Genomic DNA, 202 nt, shown 5'->3' with positions numbered 1-202 from the left:
GGCGACGCCGAGCGCGCCGTGGTCGCCGCGCTCGAGCTCGGCTACACCCACGTCGACACCGCCACGGGCTACGGCAACGAGGCCGAGGTCGGCCGTGCGCTGTCCCTGGTGGACGTCGACCGCGACGCCGTGTTCGTCACCACCAAGCTGCCGCCGGACCACGCCGGCCGCGAGCGCCAGACGCTGATGGAGTCCCTCGCCG

1 protein-coding gene is annotated in these 202 nt (G+C 74.8%); it reads left to right on the top strand.

The window, feature by feature from the left end; translation table 11 throughout:
- Positions 1–202 (top strand): aldo/keto reductase (locus DW299_RS09035; RefSeq protein WP_205814359.1); only part of this gene is annotated, 202 nt, incomplete at both ends.

It is taken from the genome of Microbacterium sp. K35, assembly GCF_004794375.1.
GTDB classification, from domain to species: Bacteria; Actinomycetota; Actinomycetes; order Actinomycetales; family Microbacteriaceae; genus Microbacterium; species Microbacterium sufflavum.
Note: the sequence above shows the minus strand (reverse complement) of the source record. Positions and strands in the feature narration are given on the sequence as shown.